9 protein-coding genes are annotated in these 16,444 nt (G+C 61.6%); all 9 read right to left on the bottom strand.

The window, feature by feature from the left end; genetic code table 11:
- Positions 1-165 precede the first annotated feature (165 nt).
- The 9 genes from CLV45_RS00835 to CLV45_RS00795 all read right to left on the bottom strand — a co-directional run bounded on the left by CLV45_RS00835 (position 166) and on the right by CLV45_RS00795 (position 16,398).
- Positions 166-1,119 carry a pectinesterase family protein gene (locus CLV45_RS00835; RefSeq protein WP_100334505.1) on the bottom strand — a complete coding sequence of 318 codons (954 nt, stop codon included), beginning with the start codon at positions 1,117-1,119 and terminating at the stop codon, positions 166-168.
- Positions 1,116-1,940 carry a rhamnogalacturonan acetylesterase gene (locus tag CLV45_RS00830; RefSeq protein WP_100334504.1) on the bottom strand — a complete coding sequence of 275 codons (825 nt, stop codon included), beginning with the start codon at positions 1,938-1,940 and terminating at the stop codon, positions 1,116-1,118. Before CLV45_RS00830 ends, CLV45_RS00835 begins: the two co-directional genes overlap by 4 nt.
- Before the next feature lie 228 nt (positions 1,941-2,168).
- The gene (locus tag CLV45_RS00825) at positions 2,169-2,954 is read right to left on the bottom strand and encodes a rhamnogalacturonan acetylesterase (RefSeq protein WP_100334503.1); all 786 of its coding nucleotides are present in this window, start codon (positions 2,952-2,954) and stop codon (positions 2,169-2,171) included.
- A 446-nt stretch (positions 2,955-3,400) separates the two neighbouring features.
- Positions 3,401-5,086: a sodium/sugar symporter gene (locus tag CLV45_RS00820; protein ID WP_100334502.1), complete on the bottom strand. Its 1,686-nt coding sequence runs from the start codon at positions 5,084-5,086 to the stop codon at positions 3,401-3,403.
- Between the two features lie 211 nt (positions 5,087-5,297).
- On the bottom strand, positions 5,298-7,295 hold the full coding sequence (locus CLV45_RS00815; protein WP_157807206.1) for an alpha/beta hydrolase family protein: 1,998 nt from the start codon (positions 7,293-7,295) through the stop codon (positions 5,298-5,300).
- A gap of 116 nt (positions 7,296-7,411) precedes the next feature.
- A complete protein-coding gene (locus tag CLV45_RS00810; protein ID WP_100334500.1) occupies positions 7,412-8,929 on the bottom strand; it encodes a tagaturonate reductase in 1,518 nt (505 codons plus the stop codon).
- A gap of 149 nt (positions 8,930-9,078) precedes the next feature.
- Entirely contained in the window at positions 9,079-10,881 is a 1,803-nt protein-coding gene (locus CLV45_RS00805) for a RagB/SusD family nutrient uptake outer membrane protein (protein WP_100334499.1), read from the bottom strand.
- 19 nt (positions 10,882-10,900) lie between these two features.
- Complete coding sequence (locus tag CLV45_RS00800; protein ID WP_100334498.1) at positions 10,901-14,209, bottom strand: SusC/RagA family TonB-linked outer membrane protein; 3,309 nt, start codon at positions 14,207-14,209, stop codon at positions 10,901-10,903.
- A 554-nt stretch (positions 14,210-14,763) separates the two neighbouring features.
- Positions 14,764-16,398, bottom strand: coding sequence for a glycoside hydrolase family 43 protein (locus CLV45_RS00795; protein ID WP_100334497.1), 1,635 nt, complete (start codon positions 16,396-16,398; stop codon positions 14,764-14,766).
- Between the last annotated feature and the right edge of the window lie 46 nt (positions 16,399-16,444).

Raw genomic sequence — 16,444 nt, 5'->3', positions numbered from 1 at the left:
CGGGGAATCTGGCGTGCAGTGGTCATCAACTTCATTGCAACGAAGCGGTAGCAGTGCTGCGCGGGGCTCAGCATGAGAGGTAGTTACCCCTACAGGCCAGATGTCTCTACTCGAAGCGCAGAATGGTCGACCTGACGTACTTGTGGCAGGCCGATTCATTACGCCTTAGTCCTTGGTGGGGTCCCAGTTGCGGAACACCTTCTCGCGACTGTAGGCCTGGGCCTCAACCTCGGTGAGTTGGTGGCTCCAGGCTACGCGCTGCTTGGGCTGGGCGCCTTTGCCCTTGCTCTGGTACTCGGCGTAGTAGGCGGTTTGCTTGTTGGTGTCCTTGCCCCAGTGGTCCCAGCCGGCGGCCCCGATTTGCTCGCCCAGCTCGCACTTGATGTAGACCGTCTTGGCGTAGGGTCGCCAGGGGCGGCCCAGCATAAAGCTGCCGGCCGGAGCGTCGCCGGTGATTTTACAGTTCTGGAACACGTAGCCGTAGCGGGTGCTGTCGGGGGTGGAAGCGGCCGTGACGTAGCCCCCACCCTGCTTGCAGAAGATGGTGCAGTCCTCGAAAAAGGCGGTGCTGGAGCCGAAGATAAAGTCCACGGTGCCCTCGATGTAGCAGTCTTTGTAGTACTGCCGGGAGCCGTAGCCGTAGGTGTAGAGCGTATCCTGAAAGCCCAGGAAGCGGCAGTTCTTGAACCGGGCTTTGTCGCCGGCCACCCACACGGCCACGGCCTGGCCTACCGGGCCCGAGGAGTTTTGGAAGGTGATATTCTCGGCCGAAAAGTCGGAGCCGTAGACGTAGATGCTCGACGAGCCCGAAGTGCCCTTGTCTTCCCCGAAAATGTTCTTCTTCTGGTTGTAGTCGTCGTAGGTCAGCACCGTCTTCTCCCGGTCCTCACCAATGATTTTAACCAGATTCTTGGAGCCGGCCAGGATGAGCTTTTCCTTGTAGACGCCCTTCTTGATAAAGATGGTCGTGACTTTCTTGCGGAAGTCGGGCACGGCATTGAAGGCTTCCTGCACGGTGCGGTACTGGCCCGAGCCGTCCTGGGCCACCACGAAGTCGTAGCCGAAAGCCCGGCCTGCCAGCAGCCAAAGCAGGGCCAGCAAACTCAGTAGCTTCCTCATGGCGCGGTGGGTTGGTCGTCTTTACCCGGCGTCTTGGCGGGCGGCACGGCGTTCTTGGCCGTGGGCTTGGCAATACGCTCCGACAGCAAGGGCAGCTTCTGGGCTATTACCTGGCTCACCACGAGCTGGGCCATCTTGCGGGCCCCCAGCTCACTGAAGTGAGTGTTGTCCTGGCGGCCGTAGGGGTAGTTGGGATGGTCGCCGGGCTCAAGCTGCAGGAAGAGCTGTTTGGACTGGTCGGCCCCGTACTTCTGCAACAGCTCCCGGCTCAGCTTGTCGAGGTCGATGAGCGGCACTTTCAGCTCCCGGGCCACGTCCATGGTGGCGGCGGAGTAGGCCACGTGGGTTTCCATAATCTTGCCCTCCTTGTCGAATTTGCGGCGGGTAACGGGCGTAATCAGCACGGGGTAGCCTTTTTTGGCCCGCGTCTCGGTCACGAACTTGCGCAGGTTCTTGCTGAAGTCGGCCGGGGCTACGTACCGGTCGGGCTTATCCTGGGCTTCGTCGTTGTGGCCGAACTGAATGAAGACGTAGTCGCCTTCCTGCAGAGCATCCACAATGGGCTGCCAGCGGTTTTCGGCCATAAAGGTGCGGGTGCTGCGCCCGTTCTGGGCCCGGTTATCGACGACCACCGTGGAGTCGAAGAACGTGGGCAGCGGCATGCCCCAGCCGGTTTCGGGGAAGGTTTGCTTGATCTTCTGGGCAATGGTGGAGTCGCCGATGAGGTAGAGCTTGATCTTCTTCGGCGGCGCCCCGGTAAAGGCCAGCAGCAGCAGCAGCACGGCCAGGGGCCCGAGGCGTTTCAGCCAAGATGTTTGCATAGCGGGTGGGTGGGAGTATTAGAGTGAGTAATGTATTCGCCTCTCATGCTGAGGCGCAGTCGAAAAACCTTCCTCACCTTAGTGACCAACTCAATTCAACGCGCTTCACTTTTCGCTTTAAGCATAAGCATAGGTAAAGCACGTTGGTAGTTGTCTTCTGGGGTTAGGCGAGGCAGGTCCTTCGCTCTGCTCAGGATGACAGGTGACGAATGCCAGGTGACGAGACTCTTACCGGGCCTGGGCGTCCACGGTCTTCTTGACTTCGCGCTTCACAATCCGGTCGGCCAGCTCCAGCTTGAGGGTGCGGATGTCGGCCAGCACGAGCTGGGCCATTTTGCGGGCGCCCAATTCGCTGAAGTGGGTGTTGTCGTCGCGGCCGGCGGGGTAGTTAGGATGTTCCCCGGGCGCCAGGTGATTGAAGAGCAGCTTGGAGTTTTCGGGGCCAAACTGCTGGAGTAAAGCCAGGCTTTCGGCGTCCAGGTCAATCAGGGCCACTTTCTGCTCCTGAGCCACGGCGCGCACGATGGCGGCGTACACGGCGTGGGTTTCCTCGACTTTGCCGGCCGCGTCGAACTTGCGGCGGGCTACGGGCGTGAGCAGCACCGGCGTGGCTTTCTTGGCCCGGGTTTCGGCAACAAAGCGCACGAGGTTGGCCCGAAAATCGGCCTCGGGCGTGTAGTTGGCTTTGGTGGGCACCTCATCGTTGTGGCCAAACTGGATGAAGACGTAGTCGCCGGGCTTGAGGTCGGCGGCCACGGGCTGCCAGCGGTTTTCGGCCAGAAACGACTTGGTGCTACGCCCGTTCTGGGCCCGGTTGTCGACGGTGACGGTTTCGTCGAAGAAGTATTTGAAGGGCATGCCCCAGCCGGTTTCGGGGAAGGCTTTTTCCTCCTTGTTGGCCATCGTGGAGTCGCCGATGAGGTAGACTTTGATGGCCGCGGGCGGGGCGCCGGTAAAGGCCAGCAGCGCCAGCAGGCAGCAGGCAGCGGCCACAGAAAGCAGACGGTGAACCATGCAGATCGGGGAAAGGGTGGGACAAGGCAAGTTCAGCTACGCTGCCCGGGGTGGCCGCCGGCATGTCAGGCCCGCTTGTTCCCCGCACCGGGTTACGCGTTTTGGCAAGTAAGGCCAATTCCCGGCCACAAAGGCGGAGCTCAGGGAGTTTATTTGTGCAAACGTTGCCGGGAACGTTGCCACATGCTCTGTCATCCTTTATCTGACATACGCCTGCGAAGGACCTTCCTCGCCTACCCCACCACGGCTAGCACCAACGTGCAAAGCTCTTTTCCACCACGCGGCAAAAGGCTTTGCACATTTATCAGGCCTTGTCACTTAGGGGAGGAAGGTCCTTCATTCCGCTTCGCTACATTCAGGATGACAGACGAAACAAAAAAGGCGGCTGCACGAGAGTGCAGCCGCCTTTTCAACCGACGAAAGAAGGGCTTCCCTCCTATTCGGGCTTACCAGTAAATGGTGTAGAGCGCCGTCAGAATCACGGCAATAACCATGGCCCCGATGGTGAAGCTGCGCTGGGGCTTGAACATGCTGGCATCTACTTCCAGGCCCTTGGCTACCACGCCGCGGCTGGTTTCGAGCAGGCTGATGATGACCATCACGATAATGCAGATGACGAAGACGAAGCCCATCCGGTCGAGGAAGGGAATTTCGTAGATGCCGGCCTCACTTTTCACCGCGAAGCCCAGAGGCGCCAGGAACGACAAATCCACCAGGCCGGGCAAAAACTTGAACATGATGGAAAGCAGGAAGCCGCCAATGGTGGCAAACAGGGCCGCGTTGGAGGTCGTTTTCTTCCAGAAGAAGCCCAGGATGAACATGGCGAAAATGCCCGGCGACACGAAGCCGGTGTACTCCTGAATGTACTGGAAGCCGCCCTTCTTGTCGATGCCCAGGTGGGGCGCAATCAGCACGCCCAGAATCATGGCCACCACTACGGCAATTTTGCCTACTACCACGAGCTTCTTTTCGGAGGCCTCCGTGTTCAGGACCTTCTTGTAGATGTCGAGGGTGAAGATGGTGGCAATGGAGTTGGCCTTACCGGCCAGGGAGGCCACTACGGCGGCCGTCAGGGCGGCGAAGGACAAGCCTTTCAAGCCCACGGGCAGAATGTTGAGCAGCACGGGGTAGGCGCGGTCGGGGTTCAGGTTGGCTCCTTCGCCAAACTCGGTGGCACCGAATACGTCCTGCTTATAGAGTACGTAGGCCGCAATGCCGGGCAGCACCACAATGACGGGCATGAGCAGCTTGAGGAAGGCGGCAAACAAAATTCCGGAGCGGGCCGTGGGCAAATCAGCACCGAGGGCGCGCTGGGTAATGTACTGATTGCAGCCCCAGTAGTTCAGGTTCACAATCCACATGCCGCCGAGCAGCACGGTGAGGCCCGGCAGGTCGATAAAGTTGGGGTTGTCCTTCTGGAAAATCATCTGGAAGTGGTCGGCGGCCTGGTCCTGCATCAGCTTGAAGCCGCTGATAACGCCCGATTGGCCGTAGTGGTCGGCCACCATGTCGAGGGCCAAATACGTGGTAGCCAAGCCGCCCAGAATCAGGAAGAACACCTGGATTACGTCGGTGAAGCCGATAACCTTCATGCCGCCCAGGGTGATGATGACGGCAAACACGGCCAAGGCGTACATGCAGAACGTGAGGTTCAGGCCGGCAATGCTGCTGATGGCAATGGCTCCGAGGTAGAGAATCGAGGTCAGGTTGACTACTACGTAGAGCATCAGCCAGAAAATGGCCATAATCATGGCCACCGTACCGTTGTAGCGCTGGTGCAGAAACTGGGGCATCGTGAAGATGTGGTTCTTCAGATACACCGGAATGAAGAACACGGCCACGATAATCAGCGTCAGGGCGGCCATCCACTCGTAGGTGGCAATGGCCAGGCCCATCTTAAAGCCCGAGCCCGACATGCCCACAAACTGCTCGGCCGAAATGTTGGAGGCAATCAGCGAGGAGCCGATGGCCCACCACGTCAGGGAGCCTTCGGCCAGGAAGTAGTCCTTGGAGTCGCCTTCAATCGTGCCGTCGTGGCCGGTTTTGCGGCGGTAAATCCAGATGCCGTATCCTGACACAATCAGGAAGTAGACAAAGAATACAATGTAATCTAGGGTGGCGAGTTGATTCATTGAAACGAAAGAAAGAGTAGGGAATTCGGGGTCAGGCGCGGAGGCAGGTCTCGCCGCAGCCGGGGAAGGTCGGCTAAAGCTAAGTTTCTGCTGGTTGAGTTCCACCCTTGGAACCCTAAATAAAGCGGTTAATCCTGGTTTTAACCTCCCCGTACCGTTACGTAAACTACCGCAACCGTTTGCATAGACCGGGTTTTGGCCGCGCCGCCGCTCACGGATTGGCCGTGGTCAGCAGGCGTTGCGGACCCAGAGCGGCCGTCAGGTCGGGCAGGTCGTAGTGGCGCAGCACGCCGGGCAGCACCAGCGAGTACCAGTCCCGGGCCGTGGGCTGAGCCAGGATTTGCTGGAAGGAAGTCAGCGCGCCGGGCCCGAGCCAGACGCGGCTGAGGCGGGGCGTGAGTACGGCGGCGTGGGCGGCCACCAGCGCGGCGCGGCCCGTGGCGTACACCTCCACCGGGGCCGCCTTTAGCCGCGGCTCCTGCCCGATAAAGCCCAGGACCATAAACACGTCGACCACGCGCTGGCCCAGCAGGGGCTGGCCCAGGTGCAAGGCCAGCAGGGCGTTGCGGTACTCGGCGTTGTAGAACTTCTTGTCGTTGAGGGCTTCGGGGTCGGTGGTTTCGCCCAGGCCGCGCAGGTCGGCCAGCAGCACGGCGTAGTTTTGCCGCAGGTAGCTGTGGAGCAGCGCGGTGCTGTCGGCCAGGCGGCGCTTGCCTTGCTCGGGCAGCCACAGCACCACTTTGCTGACCGGGGCTTCCCCGGCGGGCAAGGCCAGCAAAGCCGGCAGCGGTACCTGACCCTCGCGCCGGATAATAAGCTTGCGCAAAGTAATGTTGTCCTTGGCTGAGGCTTCGCCCTTCCATTCTACCGTCACGGGCGCGTCGAGCTGAGCCGGGAGGCCCAGCTGCCGGCGAATAGCGGCGGGCAAATCCTGGGGCGGACCGTTTTTTTTGCGCTGCCGGGCCAGCTCGGCGGCCACGGCCAGGTTGCGCCGGGGCAGCAGCACTTCGTCTTTAAAAGCCGTAGCCACCTGCCCCGTTTTCGTGCACCACAGCTCCTCGGGCTTGAGCGTCGCCAATGCTCCTTCGGCCACCGGCTGGTTGTCGTTGTAGAGCCAGCGCCGAAACCACTGCACGGCCGCCTCGCGCTTGGGCTGGGAAATGCCGTGGCCGTCGTCGTAGGTAAACAGGCTGACTTTCTCGGGCTGACCCAGGCGCTGGTACGCCTGCTGCAGCTCGGCGTAGGTGTCCTGGATGATGTTATAATCCACGAAGTCGAAGCGGCCGGCCAGGATTTGCAGGGGCTGGGGCGCAAACATCAGGGGCCAGTCGGCTACGTCGAGGCGGGCGGCGCCCAGGCCGGGCACCATCACGCAGCCGTCGGAAGCGCCGGTTAGCTCCAGCACCCGCTCCCCGGTGGCCACGTAGCTGCACAAGGAGGCCACTTTCACCCGCTCGTCGAAGCCGATAAAGTAGGCCGTCTGGGTGGCGCCGCCGGAGTTGCCCAACGCCCCGATTCGCGCCGCGTCCACTTCGGGCCGGGTGAGCAGGTAGTCGAGGCCGCGCACGTTGTCCCAGAGCTCATCGGCCACGCTGCCGGTGCCCAACAAGGCCGACTCGCTGTTGAGCAACGTATGCTCGGTCGTTCCGCCGCGGGTCAGGGGCTGGCCGGCCGCATCCACCAGCTGGTACCGCTCGCCCTGGGAAATTGGGTCAATTACGAATACCACAAAGCCGTGCTGGGCAAACAGAATAGCCGTTTTCTGGTAAGACTCGGTGGCTTTGGACTCGGCCTCGTGCCCGCAGAACAGCAGTACGCCGGGCAGCTTACCCGGGGCGCCGGCGGGCAGGTAAAGGTTGGCCGTGACGCGGTGCCGGGGCGTACTTTCGTAGATGACTTTCTCGATGCGGTACCCGTCGCGCGCCAGAGTGCCCGTAACCGTGGCTTTAAGCGGAGTTTTGGCTGGCATCGGGCCCAGCACCCGGCGGAAGCGCGCCCGGGCACTGTCGCGGTAGGCCCGCACCCCGGCTTCCGACGCCAGCGCCTGGCTCAGCGCCGTGCGGCGCCCGGCGTACTGCTGGTGCATTTGCTGAATTAAAGCTGTGTTGAGCGACACGTTGGCTTTCCAGTCGAGCACGTCATATTGCTTCTGGGCGCGGGCCAGGTGCAGGCTTAGTACACCGAGCAAAGTCAGCAGGAAAGTTTTCATCCGGAAGGGCAGCATGGCGAATGGTAAAGGTAGCGGGGCGCAAAAAAGCCCGGGCAGAGGAATCTACCCAGGCTTTCGAGCGGTGTGTGCGGGGCGGCGGAGACGCCCCGCGCCGGCTAGGCCGAAACCTGGGCGTTCAGGTGGCTGGCCACGGTGGCGTAGGCGCCCTGCGCCAGCATCTGCTGCAGGTAGGCCGTCACCTGGTCGGCAAAGCCCGGCAGCTGGGTCAAATCCTGCTGCCAGAGCGTGTGGTTGCGCAGCACGGTGCTGGTCAGCTCGGCCGGCGTCAGGCGCTGCCAGAGGTCGGCGAAGTAGCCGGCTTTTTCGTCCTGAATCGGGTACGGCTGGCCGTTGAGCTCCCCGTACCAGGTGTGGTCCTGCTCGCGGAGGCCGCGCATAAACAGCAGATAGGCCGCAAAGCCCAGGGCCGCGCAGCGGGGCGTTTGCCGGGTCCGCTCGGCGTAGCAGGCCAGCGTGGCCACGGCCCGCATCTGCAGCTTGGCCGAGTAGTTGAGGGTAATGCCCAGCCAGCGGTGCTCGATGTAAGGGTTGCGGAACCGGTCGAGCACCTGCCGGCCAAACTCGCGCGACACGTCCTCGGCCACCGGATACGGAATACCGGCCCGCAAATCGTCCTGCATCAGGTGGCTGATAAAGCTGCCCAGCACCTCGTCGTCCATGGCTGAGCGCACCGTGTCGAAGCCGCTGAGGAAGGCTAGGCCGCAGCTGAGCGTGTGCGTGCCGTTGAGCAGGCGCAGCTTGAGCTCCCGAAACAGGTTGATGTCGGGCTGAATAATGACGCCCTTGTCGACCTGCCCGAACGACAGCACGTTGCGCACGTTTTCGTCGCCCTCAATAGCCCACAGCCGGTACACTTCCGACATCGTGAGCAGGTCGTCGGAGTAGCCCAGCTCGGCTTCCAGGGCGGCCTGCATGGCCGCGTCGGGCCGGCCGGGCACAATCCGGTCCACGAGGGAGTTGCAGCAGGTATTGGCCGTTTCGAGCCAGTCGATAAACTCGGCTTCCAGCTCGTTGCGGTGGGCCAGCTCCAGCAGAATGGCTTCGAGCTTGCTGCCGTTGTCGGAAATCAGCTCGGTGGGCACAATGACCAAGCCCCGGGCTTTGTCGCCGCCGAAAGTTTGCCAGCGGGTGTAGAGCACGGCCAGCAGCTTGCCGGGAAACGACACCGGCGGCGCCTTGCGCACGTCGTCGGCCACGAGCTGAATGCCCACTTCGGTGGTGTTGGAAATAACGACCTGTAGCGCCGGGCTCTTGGCAAATTCGAGCACCTCGGCCCACTGGCTTTTGGCCGACAACACCCGGCTGATGGCCGAGCACACCACATTTTCCTCCACTTGCTGCCCGTCCTCAATGCCCCGGATGCCCAGCGTGTAGAGGCCGCTCTGGCGGGTAAAGGCGTTGATGTCGCCGCCGTCGGTAGACTTGACTACCACGATGCGGCCGTTGAAGACGCCCTGGCGGTTGGCTTTGTCGATGAGGTAGTCGGGCAGACCGCGCAGCAGTACGCCGGTGCCAAACTGCAGCACTTTTTCGGGCAGGGCCAGCAGGTGGGTTTCGGGCAGAGCCACGGCCGGGTGGGGCCGCTGCAGAATTGTTGGGGAGAGGTAGGTCATAAAATCAGCGGCTGGTCGTCGTCATCGAAGGGGAGAGAAATGCGCGCCAGGCTGGGCCCAAAACCGGCCGGCTAAAACCACAAGCCACGGCCTTCTCGCAAGAAGACCGTGGCCCGGGCAGTAGCTTTCCGCAGTCAGGCCCGCCAGGGTTAATAGCTGACGTTCTGGGTAAGCTTGGTGTTGGTGGTGCGGGCTTCGGCCGGGATGGGCAGCAGCTGCCGGGCCGGCTGGTAGCCCGAGGCAATGTCGGCAATGCGGGCCTCGGTCACGCTGCGGCGCCAGGCCACTTCCGTACTGCCCGTGGGCTTGGTAGCCGGGAAAGGCCGGTAGAGCGAGCGGGCGTACACAAACTGCCCCAGGGGCGGCGTACCAGTGGCGGGCGTGGTGGTGTAGTAGATGTTCCAGGGAATGTTGGCGTACGGACCGGCCCCAGTCTGGTCGGCAATCCAGCCGCGCAGCGTGGTTTTAATATCGGCGAAAGTGCTGCCCAGCTTGTTCCAGCGGATCAGGTCGTACTTGCGCATGCCTTCGCCGCCAAACTCCAGATTGCGCTCTTTCATGATGGCGGCCTGAAACTCGGCGTAGCCCGTGGGTACGGCTGGCGCTGTGCCGGCCTTATAAGCCCGGTCGCGCACTTCTTTCAGGGCCGCGCGGGCCGCGGCCGTGGGGGCGCCGGTAGCTTCGTTTTCAGCCTCGGCAAACATTAGCAGTACGTCCGAGAAGCGGATCAGGGGCCAGTTGTAGCCCAGGGCCTGGGCCGAGCCACTGCGGATGGTAGAGTTGCTGCTCCACTCCCGCCGGAACTTGCCGTCGTAGGCCGAAATCATGTTGGTGGGCACCTTCTGGGGCACCGCCGTAATGGTATAGGGCGCAATGGTCACGTCCCGGCGCGTGTCGGTCGAGTCGAAGGCGTAGAAGTAGGTGGGCTGCAGCACAATGGCGCCGCTGCTCAGGCCGAAGTTGGTCGAGGCGCCGGTGATGCGCGGCCCGTTGTAGTAGCCCAGTTTGCTGTCGGTAGTCGAGCCGTTGACGGTACCGCCCATGGCCACTTCAAACATGATTTCGTGCTTGTTGTCGCGGCGGTACTCGGCGATGCTGCGGAAGGGCTCCTCGAAACTGGCGTTGAGGTCATGCTCCCCGCGCTTGGCCATCAGGTCGGCGCACTCCTTGCGGACGATGTCGTAGAAGGGTTTGTAATCGGAAGCCCGCTCGACGGCCCCGGTCGTGGAGCTGGTGTAGTAGCCGGCGCGGTACAACGCCAGCCGGGCGCGCAGGGCCTTCACGGCGCCTTTGGTGATGCGCTCATCAGCGGCCACTTCCGAGCGCCACGGCACCAGCGTGGAGGCCAGCTCCAGGTCGGCTATCATCTTGTCGAGGATGGCGTTGCGGTCGGTGCGCTCAATGTTGAAGTCCTGGCCCGTGACGGTGGGCTCGTAGGGAGAGGGCACGTCGCCCCAGTTGCGAATCAGCTCGAAGTAGTACTGGGCCCGCAGGGTGAGGGCTTCGCCGTGCAGGCGCTGAATCACCTTTTGGTCGGCGCCGCCGTTGTACTGCGCCATCGTGGGGATGTACTTGATGCAGATGTTGGCCCGCTCGATGCCTTTGTACAGCGCGTTCCAGGCGTTGCGCACGTCGGCGTTGGTCACGTTAGAGTTGTAGCGGGCAATACCGCGGCGGCCTTCACCGGCGTCGTCGCCGGTGGGCACGTTCAGGAAGTCTTCCGAATCGTAGGGGAAGTAGCAGCTGATGCGGTTGCCGTAGGCCGCGTCGCCGGCCATGGGGGCGTAGGCGCCAATCACGGCGCTGTAGGCCCCGCTGACGGTGCTGAACACCGCCTCGGAAGTATCAATCGAGGTAGGCTCTACCTCCAGGAAGTCTTTGCAGCCGGCCAGCAAGCCCGACAGGCAAACAATACCCAGGGCAGCCACTGTGGAGCGAAATATGCGTTTCATCGGATGGGTGGGTCAGGTATTAGAAGGTAAGGTTGAGGCCGGCCAGGAAGGCGCGGCTCCGCGGGTAGGCGGCATAGTCCACGCCGGGCGTCAGCGGGGTCGAGCGGCGGGTGTTCACCTCCGGGTCGTAGCCCGTGTATTTGGTGAAGGTGTAGAGGTTGTTCAGCGTCACGTAGAAGCGGGCCTGGCTGAGCTTGGCGTAGCCGCTCACCGTCTTGGGCAAGGTGTAACCCAGGGTCAGGTTGTTGATGCGCAGGAAGGAGCCGTCTTCGATGGCCCAGGAGTGCGGGAACAGCGTGCGGGTCGGCGTCCAGATGCTGGCGTTCTGGTTCACGCGGCGGGTGCTTTCGAGGTCCGTAATCAGGGCGCCGTTTTCGTCAATCTGCCGGTAGCGGTCCTTCATAACGGCCAGGCCGTTGCTGAGCTGGGTGTTGGCCAGGTAAGAGGTCAGCTCAATCTTGTTGGCATTGTACACGTCGTTGCCGTACACAAAGTTCAGGAAGATGCTGGCGTCAAACTGCTTGTAGGTAAACTGCTGGTTCAGGCCGCCGGTAAACTTGGGGTTGGCATTGCCGATAACCGTCCGGTCGTTGGCATCCACCACGCCGTCACCGTTAATATCCTTGAGCTTGATAGTGCCGGGCGTTACTTGCTGGCCCGCGGCCGAGAAGCCGGTTACGCCCCGGTCCGAAGCCACACCTTGCTTAAGCACCCACTGGCCGTTCACGTAGCCCGTGAAGTCGTCGGCGTCGTAGAAGCCCTTCTTGTTGCCGGTTTCAAAGTCGGTCACGTAGCCGTACATCAAGCCTACGGGCTGACCTACGCCCACGAAGTAGTCGGCGGCAATGGCGGTGCTGGCCCAGCCCGAGTACTGCAGCGGCAGAGCGTCGCCGCCGCCGAGGCTTTCTACCCGGTTACGGTTAAACGAGAGGTTGGCATTGGCCGTCCAGGTGAAGTCCGGCGTTTGCAGGGCCGTGCCGCTGAGCTGCAGTTCCACCCCGCGGTTCGAGGTCGAACCCACGTTGATTAGCTGGGAAGTGTAGCCGGTCGTGGCCGGAATAGCCAGGTTCAGCAGCAGGTCGCGGGTTTTGTTGTAGTACGCATCGGCCGTGAACTGCACCCGGTTGTTGAACAGGCTCAGGTCGAAACCCACGTTGGTCGAGGCCGTAGTTTCCCACTTCAGGTTGGGGTTGGCCAGCGAAACAGCGGCAGCGCCGGGCACAATCACGTCGTTGAGGGCGTAGTTGTTGCCGTTGTTGCCGGTCGAGAACAGCGGGTCGTAGAGGAAGTCGGCAATGCGGTTGTTGCCCGACAAGCCGTAGCTCAAACGCAGCTTCAGGTCGGAAACCGTAGCGGCGTAGGGTTCCATAAATTCTTCCTGCGAAATACGCCAGGCCAAAGACACGGCCGGGAAGTAGCCTACTTTATTCGGGCTCTTGAACTTCGACGAGCCGTCGGCGCGGAAAGTGGCCGTCAGCAGGTAGCGCTCATTATAGGAGTAGTTGAGGCGGCCAAAGGCGGAGAGCAGGCGGGAGTTTTCGCTGATGCCCGACGTGGGGGCCGGCTGGGGCGTGCTCGGGGCGCTGGGGTCGCGCTGGGAAATGTTGTCCAGGGCGCGCTGGGCCGTAATGGTCTGGGGCAGGTAGTAGCTGGCGACGTTCAGGAAGACGTTCTTCCGGGTGTAGACTTCTTCCCCGATCAGGGCGTCAAAGGCGTGCTTGTCTTTCTTGAAGTTGTAGGCCAGCGTGTTTGACTGGTTGATAGTCACGTTCTGTCCCGTGCCAATCTGCACGTAAGGCAGCTTGGCGAAGTTGTTCGTGTTGGGCGAGTACTGACCGTAGAATAGCTCACCGCGGGTATAGGTGTTGTCGAAGCCCAATACCGAGCGCAGGGTCAGGTTTTTCAGGATGCTGTACGCCGCGTTGCCGCTGAAATTGAACACCCGCCGCAGGTCCTTACGGTACTCGTTGTTGACGGTCAGCACCGGGTTGGAGAGCGAACCGGAAGAGTTGAAGAAGTCGTCGTCCGGGTTGTCGTCGATGCTTACGCCGGCGGCCAGCTGGTTGGGCGTGGCCAGGGGCTGATACACCAGCGTGTTGCGCAGGCGGGAGTTGGTGGTCGAGCCGGTGCCCGCGGCCGAGGTGCCGGCGCCGGTTACGGCTTGGTCGGTCAGGCGGGTGCTGAAGCCGATCCGGAACTTGTCGTTGGCTTTGTGGTCGAAGCGGAAGTTGACCAGGTTGCGGGTAAAGCCCGAGTTGAGCTGGATTCCGTCCTCATCGTTGCGGGTCACGCTCAGCGAGTAGGTCGTGCCCTTGGCCCCACCCGATACCGAAATGTTGTGGGTTTGCTGGAAAGCGTCGCGGCCGAAAACCTTGTCCTGCCAGTTGATAAATTCCGAGTTGCGCAGCGCACCCAGCGTGTCGTAGCCCTGGATGGTCGAGTAGTCACGGGTGTCGCGGAAGGTGGAGCTGCCAAACCGGTTGCGGAAGCTGCGGACCTGGTCGGCACCCGAAATGCGCGACTTTTCGTAGGCGTAGTCGATATAGTCGGCGGGCTGGAGCACGTCCAGCGTCTTGGTGATGCGGCGGAAGCCGGCGAAGCCCGTGTAGGCCACCGTGGTTTTGCCTTCGCGGCCACCTTTGGTAGTAATAATAACAACGCCGTTGGCGCCCCGGGCCCCGTAAATAGCAGTAGCGGCGGCGTCCTTGAGCACGTCCACCGACTGAATGTCCTGGGGCGAAATCACCGATAGGGCATTTTCCAGCTGCACACCGTCTACTACGTACAGCGGGGAGTTGTCCTGGGTAATGGAGCCGCCCCCGCGCACCCGGATGCGGATGTCAGAGCCGGGCTGACCTTCCGAAGCCGTTACCTGCACCCCGGCCAAGCGGCCCGACAGGGCTTCGGCGGCGGAGTTAACGGGTACGTCCTTAATCTGCTGGGCACTCACCGACGACACCGAGCCGGTTACGTCGCGGCGGTTCACGGCGGCGTAGCCAATCACGACGACGTCTTCCATCACCTTGGTGTCGGGGCTGAGCTGCACGTTCACCGTGCTTTTGTCGCCCACTGGTACGTCTTTCGAAATGAAGCCGATGTAGCTCAGGCGCAGCACCACGTCCTTGGTAGCCGCGGGCAGGCTGATGGAGAACTTGCCGTCCTGGTCGGTGGAGGCCCCGTTGGTAGTACCCTTCACGACCACCGTCACCCCGGGCAAGGGCTCGTCTTTCTCAGTGGATCGAACGACCCCCTGAATGCTGCGCTGCTGGGCAACTGCATGCAGCGCGACGCTCAGCAGCAGCCAGAGGAACAGTAGGTGCTTTCTCATTGGAAGTAGGTGTGGGAATTTGAAAATGACAATTGGGAAACCCAGGCGGGCCAGCTGGCGGGTGTAGAGAAACTCACCATCAAGGTTGGAAGCCGACACGACAGGGGCAAAATGCTTTTTGTACTCCTACCAGTTCAACCAGCCAGTTTTGGATTGTTGACCGGTTGAATGATTCTATAAGTTTACACTAACCCCCACCAATTGGGAAGAATGCCCGGCTTTTTATTTGTGCAAACGTTCCCGGCAACGTTGCCGCCATCCAGTTTCTATCTAATTAATCCAATTAAATTACATATAAAGTTATATTTATGACAAATTATGTTAGTCTGATGAATTTTGCAGCTCCTGGGCATGAATTGAATTTTTCCAATCTTATGAGTAATCACTCACTCCTGGTCCGGCTGCTGACACCCCGGGCTTTGCAAATGCAAATGCGGTAGAGCTCAGTTCCCAGAATCATAAAATTCCTTCGGCGCACTGATAGAGCCAGGACTCACACAAAAAAGCCCTCCGCTCGCGCGAAAGGCTTTTCAGGGTCAAAATGGCTCCGGGGTCTACTCCACCCGGAACCAATCGACGTCGGCGGCGCCGGCATCGTTGGTTTTGCCGGCCCGGGTGCAGAACAGGCCCACTTTGGCTCCAATCCACTTGCCTTCCCGGGCCTGGAAGCTCCCTCCCACCGGCTGGAACGTCTGCCCGTCGAGGCTGTAGCTGAACTGGCACTTAGCGCCCGGCGTCACGGCCACCCGCAAATACACGGGCTGCCGGGCGGGCACTTCGGCCACGGGCGCGCCGGTGGTTTCGGCCGCGCCCTTATCGGCATTCTGGCAAGTAGTTTGGCTGAGCTGCAGCTTGCCGCCCTGGTTGGTCACGCTTAGGTAGGCGTAGTCCATGCCCATCATAATCAGGCCGGTTTTCTCGCCCTCGAACCGGGGCGTGAACGTGAGCTTGGTCGTGACGGTGAATACTTCGGCGGGTAGTTTTTGCAGCAGCAGGTTGGGCACCTGCCAGAAGTTTTTGAAGCCCTCGGGCAAGGGCACCGAGTACAGACGCAGGTAGCCGGCCCCGGTCGGGAAGGCCCACCCCACCTGGGGGTTGGCGTGCCACTGCCACTGTAACCCCAACTGATTGGCGTCAAACTCATCGGAAGTAGCGGGCGTGGCCAGGGCAGCTTTGCCCTTGCTGGCGGGCTTGCGAAAGGTAAGTACCGGCTCACCTTTGCCGTCGCCGTCCAGATCGGTGCCGATGACGGGCCAGTCGTTTTTCCAGGTCATGGGCTGCAGGTGCACCACCCGGCCGTAGGGGCCCTGGTCCTGGAAGTGCATAAACCAGTCTTCGCCCGAGGGCGTGTCAATCCAGGCGCCCTGGTGCGGGCCGTTGGTCGGGCTTTTGCCCTGGTCCATCACGATTCGGTCTTCGTAGGGCCCAAACACGGTTTTGGAGCGCATCACGACTTGCCAGCCGGTAGGCACGCCGCCCCCGGGCGCCATGATGTAGTAGTAGCCCTTGCGCTTGTAGAACTTGGGGCCTTCGATGGTGGGGTGCTTTTCGTGGCCGTCGAACACCAGCACGTCGTCGCCGAGCAGCTTCAGGCCGTCGGGGCTCATGCGGCTCACGGCCAGCACGCTCTTGAAGCCGGCCCGGCTGCCAGCAAAGCCGTGCACAAGGTAGGCCTTGCCGTCTTCGTCCCACAGCGGGCAGGGGTCAATCCAGCCCTTGGCTTCCTTCACCAGAATGGGCGCCTCCCAGGGCCCGGCCGGGTTGTCGGCCCGCGTCACGTAGATGCCCAGGTCCGGGTCGGGATAGTAGATGTAGAACTTCTTTTTGTGGTAGCGAATCGAGGGGGCCCACACGCCGTTGCCGTGCTGGGGCACCTCGTAGCGGGCCTGGGGCGGCTGCTGGGTAAACACGGCCCCGACTATCGTCCAGTTGACCAAGTCGGTGGAGTGCAGAATCTGCAGGCCGGGCACGGCGTTGAAGCTGGAGGACGTGAGGTAGTAGTCGTTGCCGACGCGCACCACGTCGGGGTCGGAGTAGTCGGCGTAGAGCACCGGGTTTTTGTAGGTCCCGTTGCCCAGGTCGGGCACCCACACTTTGGACAAGGGCGAGGATTGGGCCGCCGTGAAGCGGGGTAGAAAGGACAGAACGGCCAGGGCGGCCAGCAGCAGGGCTCGGGTGGATTTTACCATTCAAAAACGGGTATTCAGCGGAAAGGAAACAGGTTCTATTAAAACG

Source organism: Hymenobacter chitinivorans DSM 11115 (assembly GCF_002797555.1).
Taxonomy (GTDB): Bacteria; Bacteroidota; Bacteroidia; order Cytophagales; family Hymenobacteraceae; genus Hymenobacter; species Hymenobacter chitinivorans.
Note: the sequence above shows the minus strand (reverse complement) of the source record. Positions and strands in the feature narration are given on the sequence as shown.

Excerpts from the sequence above, each read along its gene's own strand:
- CLV45_RS00835 (WP_100334505.1), bottom strand. The coding sequence starts at position 1,119 with ATGAGGAAGCTACTGAGTTTGCTGGCCCTGCTTTGGCTGCTGGCAGGC.
- CLV45_RS00830 (WP_100334504.1), bottom strand. The coding sequence starts at position 1,940 with ATGCAAACATCTTGGCTGAAACGCCTCGGGCCCCTGGCCGTGCTGCTG.
- CLV45_RS00825 (WP_100334503.1), bottom strand. The coding sequence starts at position 2,954 with ATGGTTCACCGTCTGCTTTCTGTGGCCGCTGCCTGCTGCCTGCTGGCG.
- CLV45_RS00820 (WP_100334502.1), bottom strand. The coding sequence starts at position 5,086 with ATGAATCAACTCGCCACCCTAGATTACATTGTATTCTTTGTCTACTTC.
- CLV45_RS00815 (WP_157807206.1), bottom strand. The coding sequence starts at position 7,295 with ATGAAAACTTTCCTGCTGACTTTGCTCGGTGTACTAAGCCTGCACCTG.
- CLV45_RS00810 (WP_100334500.1), bottom strand. The coding sequence starts at position 8,929 with ATGACCTACCTCTCCCCAACAATTCTGCAGCGGCCCCACCCGGCCGTG.
- CLV45_RS00805 (WP_100334499.1), bottom strand. The coding sequence starts at position 10,881 with ATGAAACGCATATTTCGCTCCACAGTGGCTGCCCTGGGTATTGTTTGC.
- CLV45_RS00800 (WP_100334498.1), bottom strand. The coding sequence starts at position 14,209 with ATGAGAAAGCACCTACTGTTCCTCTGGCTGCTGCTGAGCGTCGCGCTG.
- CLV45_RS00795 (WP_100334497.1), bottom strand. The coding sequence starts at position 16,398 with ATGGTAAAATCCACCCGAGCCCTGCTGCTGGCCGCCCTGGCCGTTCTG.